The 7,279-nt window shown below is 56.3% G+C and carries 6 protein-coding genes; 1 reads left to right on the forward strand and 5 read right to left on the reverse strand.

Annotation, left to right across the window (positions count from 1 at the left end; translation table 11 throughout):
* Nucleotides 1-40 precede the first annotated feature (40 nt).
* The 5 genes from amtB to WB371_RS05525 form a co-directional block, all read right to left on the reverse strand.
* Complete coding sequence (amtB, locus tag WB371_RS05505) at nucleotides 41-1,327, reverse strand: ammonium transporter AmtB (protein ID WP_336219081.1); 1,287 nt, start codon at nucleotides 1,325-1,327, stop codon at nucleotides 41-43.
* Nucleotides 1,328-1,358: 31 nt separating this feature from the next.
* The gene (glnK, locus tag WB371_RS05510; RefSeq protein ID WP_097161518.1) at nucleotides 1,359-1,697 is read right to left on the reverse strand and encodes a P-II family nitrogen regulator; all 339 of its coding nucleotides are present in this window, start codon (nucleotides 1,695-1,697) and stop codon (nucleotides 1,359-1,361) included.
* A 223-nt stretch (nucleotides 1,698-1,920) separates the two neighbouring features.
* Nucleotides 1,921-3,699, reverse strand: coding sequence for a SmdB family multidrug efflux ABC transporter permease/ATP-binding protein (locus tag WB371_RS05515; RefSeq protein WP_336219082.1), 1,779 nt, complete (start codon nucleotides 3,697-3,699; stop codon nucleotides 1,921-1,923).
* A complete protein-coding gene (locus WB371_RS05520; protein WP_336219083.1) occupies nucleotides 3,692-5,464 on the reverse strand; it encodes a SmdA family multidrug ABC transporter permease/ATP-binding protein in 1,773 nt (590 codons plus the stop codon). Before WB371_RS05520 ends, WB371_RS05515 begins: the two co-directional genes overlap by 8 nt.
* A gap of 45 nt (nucleotides 5,465-5,509) precedes the next feature.
* Complete coding sequence (locus WB371_RS05525; RefSeq protein ID WP_336219084.1) at nucleotides 5,510-5,968, reverse strand: Lrp/AsnC family transcriptional regulator; 459 nt, start codon at nucleotides 5,966-5,968, stop codon at nucleotides 5,510-5,512.
* A 112-nt stretch (nucleotides 5,969-6,080) separates the two neighbouring features.
* Here WB371_RS05525 and WB371_RS05530 point away from each other — a divergent pair, with 112 nt between their 5' ends.
* Entirely contained in the window at nucleotides 6,081-7,136 is a 1,056-nt protein-coding gene (locus WB371_RS05530) for a PLP-dependent cysteine synthase family protein (RefSeq protein WP_336219085.1), read from the forward strand.
* Nucleotides 7,137-7,279 lie beyond the last annotated feature (143 nt).

Consider the following 7,279-nt stretch of genomic DNA (forward strand, 5'->3'; position numbering starts at 1 on the left):
GATAAGATGCGTTAGCATCGCCATCCGGCACATTAATAAATCAGGCGTTATAGGCATTCTCGCCGTGGCTGTTCACATCCAGCCCTTCGCGCTCTTGCTCTTCCGGTACGCGCAGCCCCACGGTCATATCCGCCAGTTTGTAACCGATAAAGGCCACTACGCCAGACCAGACAATGGTGATAGCGATACTCTCAAGCTGTACCAGCACCTGATGCCCCATCGTGACACCGTCCGCAAAGCCTACGCCGCCCAGGGCGCTTGACGCAAAGACCCCGGTCAGAATACAGCCGACAATCCCGCAGACGCCGTGAACACCAAAGACATCGCAGGGATCGTCGACCCGCAGCAGACGCTTAAGCATAGTGACGCCCCACAGCCCCGCCAGGCCAGCCGCCACACCGATAATTAGCGCGCCGCCGACACCGATGTAGCCACAGGCAGGTGTAACGCCAACCAGACCGGCAATCGCCCCGGAACAGGCTCCGAGCAGCGACGGTTTACCCCGCAGCGCCCATTCGCCAAAGATCCAGCCGAGAATCGCCGCCGCCGTTGCCACAACGGTATTCACAAATGCCAGCGCCGCAATTTCATTCGCTGTTCCCGCCGAACCGGCGTTGAAGCCGAACCAGCCGACGTAGAGGATCGCAGTACCGGTAAAGACCATCGGCAGGTTATGCGGTTTGAACGCCTCTTTGCCAAAGCCTACACGTTTACCAATCAGGTAAGCCCCCACCAGACCCGCAATCGCGGCGTTGATGTGTACCACCGTGCCACCCGCAAAATCCAGCGCGCCATGCGATGCCAGCAGACCGCCGCCCCACACCATATGGGCAATCGGAATGTAGGAGAGCGTCAGCCACACCACCACGAAGATCAACACGGCGGAAAAACGGATGCGTTCTGCCAGCGCGCCGACAATCAGTCCGACGGTAATGCAGGCAAACGATCCCTGAAAAGCAACGTGAATATACTGGTAAATGCTGCCCATCACGGCGGTCAGCTCAATGTTTTTGAGCATCACCCAGTTGAAGTTACCGAAAAAACTGTTCCCTTCGCCGAACGCCAGTGAATAGCCGAATACGACCCACATGATGCAGACCAGTGCGAACGTCACGGTCACCTGCGTCAGCATCGACAGCACGTTCTTTCCGCGGATCAAACCGCCGTAGAACAGGGCGATACCCGGTATGGTCATAAACAGCACCAGCGCGGTACAAATCATCATAAAGGCGTTATCGGCTTTATCCGCCACGGCTGGCGCAGCCATCACAAGACCTGGCAGCATCGCCAGCGAAGCAAGGCCCGTTTTCATCGTTGCTATCTTCATTTTGTCGTTTCCCGTTACTGTGTGCCAGGCTTTAGAGCGCCGCTTCGTCAGCTTCGCCGGTACGAATACGAATGACGCGTTGCAGCTCCGCGACGAAAATTTTGCCGTCGCCAATTTTTCCGGTGTATGCCGCCTTACTGATGACGTCGATCACCTCTTCAAGCTGGTCGTCGGCAATCGCCACATCAATCTTCACTTTTGGCAGGAAGTTGACGCTGTACTCCGCCCCCCGATATAACTCGGCATGCCCTTTCTGACGCCCGAACCCTTTCACTTCGGTGACGGTCAGCCCTTGAATACCAATAGAAGAGAGCGCTTCGCGAACGTCTTCCAGTTTGAACGGTTTGATCACCACGGTAACCAGCTTCATAGATCCCCTCCAGTCAGAATTCGGTATATGGCGCGACTACACAAGTAGGGTATTGCAAGGGGTATGCCAGAATTGAAAAAGTGGAGCCAGTGGCTGCTCAACAGGCCGTCTGGCGAGCAATTCAGAAAGGGGAACGGAGCGGGAAAAGAAAAACGCACCATGATAGTGCATGATGCGTTACATTTTTGCACCAGCGTCAAAGCGGCCCGGCAACGGCGGTGCATCAGGCGGGAAGCGATTCCTCGCGAACGCTGGCTGCAAGCTCTTCACCGGCAAGCTGGAGCTGATACATCTGCCAGTAGCGCCCTTGCGCTGCCAGCAGTTGATGATGCGTTCCACGCTCTACCGCCTGCCCGCGATGAAGCACCAGAATGGTGTCCGCCTCGACAATGGTGGAAAGCCGGTGCGCAATCACCACCAGCGTGGTGTGTTCACGCACGGCGGCCAGCGCCTGTTGAATGGCCTGTTCCGTCCCCGAATCGATGCTGGCAGTCGCCTCATCAAGGATCAGGATCTGCGGTGTCGCCACCAGCACGCGCGCCAGCGCCAGTAACTGTTTCTGCCCCACGGAGAGATTGTTCCCCTGCTCGCCGAGGCGCGTATGGATCCCGTCACTCATCCCGCGAGCCAGTTCCGCCAGTTGCACGGTTTCCAGGGCCTGCCAGACCTGCGCTTCGTTGATATCCCGCCCCAGCGTCACGTTCGCCAGGAAAGAATCCGCCATCACCACCGGATCCTGTTGCACCATCGCCACCCCCTGACGCAGCGTGCTGTGGCTCAGCGAATGTAAAGGCCGCCCGTCGAGGCGAATCTCTCCCTGGCTTAGCGGGTAATAGCCCATCAGCAAGCTGGCAAGGGTGCTCTTACCGCTGCCAGTGTGCCCCACCAGGGCGACAAATCCGCGAGAGGGAACGGACAGACTGACATTTTGCAGCACCAGATTATCGTCGCGATAGGCAAACGAGACATCGTCAACGTCAATTTGTCCCGATGCCAGCGGGCGCGTATCCTGCCCGTAACGCTGGCGCGGACCGTCCATCAGTTCAAATACGCGCTCCCCGGCCACAACCGCCTGTTGCAGCATAGACTGCTGGGTGGTGAGTTCGATCAACGGCTCATTCAGGCGCCCGAGGTAACTGATAAACGCATACAGCACCCCGACTTCGATAGTTCCTGCCGAGGTAAAACTAAACAACATCAGTAAACCGCAGAGTATGAGCGCAGAAAAGAGGCTCAGCAGCGGCCGCAACAAAAAGCCGTCTAAACGCAGCGTCTGCATGCGCGCCATATAATGCGAGCGGCTGGCTTCCCCCATCCGCTCACCGAAACGCGCCTGCTGACGGAATTGCTGAATCACACTCATCCCGTTAATGACTTCATTGAACCCGTCATTAATATCGGCAAGGTAGGCCCGCACGCGGCGGACAATCGGGGTGCTGTAGCGTTGGTAAATCACCATCACCACCAGCACGGCAGGGAAGATAAGGATCGCCACCAGCGCCATACGCCAGTCGAGACTGAACATCGCGACCAGCATTGCCCCAATCAGCGCGGCACTGCGCAGTACCGTCGCCACCACCGTGACATACAGATCGCGGATCACTTCGGTATCGTTGGTCACACGCGAGATAAGCTGGCCGACAGGTTGAATATCGAATTCGCTCAGCGGCTGGCGCAATGCGGCATCCATGACGTCGGTACGCAGTTGCTGTACCACACCAACCGCCGCGCGGTTAAAGAGTAGCGATTGCGCATAGTGCAGACTGGCAGCGATAATTTGCAGTCCCAGATAGGCAGCGACCAGCCCTGCGACCATACCCAGCGGCAGGTTATTTTTTGCCACCATGTTGTCGATAAAGTAGCTGATCAGCAGCGGCCCGCTGACTTCTGCCGCAGCCGCCAGCCACAACATGATTACCGCAACACCTAAGGGTTTTCGCCACGGCGATCCATAAGCCAGCAGGCGTTTGAGGGTCGGCCATAACTGCCCAAAACTACGCATTTGCCGCCTCCTCATTGTTTTCCGGCACATCATCAAGCGCCGCTTCCAGTTGCTGATAACGGTACATATCGCGATACCATCCCGCTTGCTGCACGAGGGCATCGTGATCGCCACGCTGAGCAATATGTCCGTGCTGCATCACGATAATCTCGTTCGCTTCGGTCAGCGCCGATAACCGGTGTGCGCTGATGATGACCGTTCGCCCCTCTCCCCACTGGCGCAGGTTATGCAGGATTTGATGCTCTGTTCGCCCGTCCACCGCCGAGAGCGCATCGTCCAGGATCAGAATTTCCGCGTTCAGCAACAGCGCCCGTGCAATAGAGATACGCTGTTTCTGCCCGCCGGAGAGCATTACTCCGCGCTCACCGACTTCTGTGTCGTAACCCTGCGGCAAGCGAAGAATATCTTCATGCACGCTGGCTAAACGCGCCACATGTTCAATCTCTTCCTGGGTGGCATTGGGACAGCCAAGGGCAATGTTACTGGCCACGGTATCAGAGAACAGGAATGGCGTCTGGCTGACTACCGCCAGACGGCTGCGCCAGCTATCCAGTTGCAGCCGCGTCAGAGGAATATCGTGAAACCGCACGTCCCCTTGCGCGATGTCGAAATGGCGCTGAATCAGCGACAGAACGGTACTTTTCCCCGCCCCCGTAGGCCCGCAAATACCGAGCATCTGTCCGGGCTTAAGCCGGAAATTGACATTCTCCAGCGCCGGATGCGAGGTATTTGGGTAGCTGAACGCCCGGATAGCCACAGCCAGTTCACCCCGCCCTTCAGGAACGGATTCACAACCGTCGTTCACCACCGGCGCTTCGGAAAGCATGGCGCGAATTCGACTGTAAGCCGCGCTGCCACGCTCCACGATATTGAACATCCACGCCAGCGCCAGCATCGGCCAAATCATCAGCCCGAGGTACATCATAAAGCTGGTCAGTTGTCCGAGCGTCAGCGTTCCCTGAACCACCATCCAGCTACCGCCGCCGATAGCCAGCAGGTTCGCCGTGCCTATCGCAATGTAAATCGTCGGATCAAAGCGGGCATCGATGCGCGCCACGCGCATATTTTTCTTCCCGGTATCTTCCGCATCCGCTGCAAACAGCGCGGACTGCCTGTCCTCCAGGCCAAACGCTTTGATCATGCGGATGCTGGTCAGACTCTCCTGAGTCCGATCGTTGAGACTGGAGAACGCCGCCTGCGCCAGCCTGAAACGGTCATGCAGGCGATCGCCATAACGTTTGATCATCAGCGCCATCACGGGCATCGGCAATAGCGCAAACAGCGTAAGTTGCCAGCTAATCTGTGTGGACATCACAATCAACACCGCGCAGCCCATCACCAGCGAATCCACCAGCGTCAACACGCCTTCGCCGGCGGCAAACACCACGCGATCCACATCATTGGTGGCGCGCGCCATTAAATCGCCGGTACGGTGGCGCAGATAAAATTCAGGGTGCTGGCGACTGAGCTGGCGGTAATAATCTTCGCGCAGTTCGACAGCCAGTTGATAGGAAGCGCCAAACAGCAGCACCCGCCAGACGTAGCGCAGCAGATAGACCACAACGGCAATCAAAGCGATGGTGCCAATCCACATCATGACCCGCGCAGGCGTAAACTGTTGGGCAGTCACGCCATCCACAACAATGCCGACCACTTTCGGCGGGATAAGCTGAAGAATAGCGATGATGATAAGCAAGGCAACCGCACCGAGGTAGCGACGCCACTCCCGGCGAAAATACCAGCTTAATTGAGCAAATAATCGCACGCGTTATATCCTGACATGGTTTTCCGGCGATGCGCGCCGGGAGAATTATTCAATGGGTAGCGCAGTTGTGTATTTAATCTGTTCCATGGAAAAGCTCGACGTGACGTCTGAAAGACCGGGAACGCTGTTGACCAGCCGCTTGTAGAAGTCGTCATAGCGCTTCATGTCGGCAACCTGTACCCGCATCAGGTAATCGTATTCGCCGGCCATTCGCCAGAACCCCAGAACTTCCGGCATCTCACTGACTACCGTCACAAAGCGGCAATACCAGTCGCTGCTGTGGTGCTGCGTTTTGATAAGCACGAAAGCCGTCAGTCCCAGTCCCAGTTTTTCCGGGTCCAGCAGAGCAACTTTGCCCACCAGAATGCCATCATCTTCCAGCCGTTTAAGACGTTTCCAGCAGGGTGTGGTGGTCAGATTAACGGCATCGGCCAGCGTCTGCAAAGAGAGGGTGCAGTCCTGCTGCAACAATGAGAGCAGCTTACGGTCAATTTTATCTAACATACCGGCACCTCAGAGAAGAATTTTCTCCTTACATTCTATTTTAAAGGCTAAATGGCAACAATTTTTTCCGTGCTTTTCGATACGCTTGGCACAAAATGACAAATGGATATCGATGATGAATAGCACCTGGGTCAAAAATGCCATCAATGAAATTAACGCGGATTATCAGCGCTCCGCGGACACACATCTTATCCGCTTGCCGATGCCTGCTTTTCCGGGGATCCAGCTCTACCTGAAAGATGAAAGCACCCACCCGACCGGTAGCCTGAAACACCGGCTGGCGCGTTCGCTGTTCATTTATGGGTTGTGCAATGGCTGGATTAAGGAAGGCACAACCATTATCGAAGCCTCTTCCGGATCAACGGCGGTATCCGAAGCCTGGTTTGCCCGTCTGCTGGGGCTGCCGTTTATTGCCGTTATGCCCGCCTGCACGGCTAAACGTAAAATCGAGCAGATTGAGTTTTATGGCGGTCGATGCCATTTCGTGGAGAGCGCCTGCGAGATTTATGCGGCGTCAGAACAGCTCGCCCAGGCGTTGAACGGCCACTATATGGATCAGTTCACCTATGCCGAGCGCGCCACCGACTGGCGCGGCAATAACAATATCGCCGACAGCATCTTTCGCCAGATGCAATGCGAGCCGCATCCTGTCCCGAAGTATATTGTGATGAGCGCCGGAACCGGAGGAACCTCAGCAACCATTGGACGCTACATTCGCTGTCAGGGTTATGACACACAACTGATGGTCGTGGATCCGGAAAACTCCGTTTTCCTGCCCTTCTGGCAAGAACGCGATGCCACGTTACGCAGTCCTGTCGGCAGTAAAATTGAGGGGATTGGGCGACCGCGCGTTGAACCGTCATTTATTCCCGATGTGGTCGATGAAATGCTGCGCGTACCTGACGCCGCCAGCGTAGCAACCGCTCACTGGCTGGAGACGCAACTGGGCCGTAAAGTGGGAGCCTCTACAGGCACCAATATGTGGGGAATGCTGCAACTCGCCGCCCGCATGCGCGATGCCGGAGAAAGCGGTTCACTGGTGACGTTGCTGTGTGACAGCGGGGAACGTTATCTGGACACTTACTACAACCCGCAATGGGTTAACGCCCATATTGGCGACCTGACGGCGTCAAAAGCAGAGCTGGCCCGGTTGCTGAATGTGAACTAAACCGATATGACAGGCGAGTAAAAAACCACCTGCATAGCAGGTGGCTTTGACACAGCCCCCTAAAAGGGGGCTTAAACACTACCCTTCCAGTCCCAGCTGTATTTGTCTTTCTTCTTCCTCTTTGGCTACCTTGTCCTGGTACC

Source organism: Citrobacter amalonaticus (genome assembly GCF_037053465.1).
Taxonomy (GTDB): domain Bacteria; phylum Pseudomonadota; class Gammaproteobacteria; order Enterobacterales; family Enterobacteriaceae; genus Citrobacter_A; species Citrobacter_A amalonaticus_H.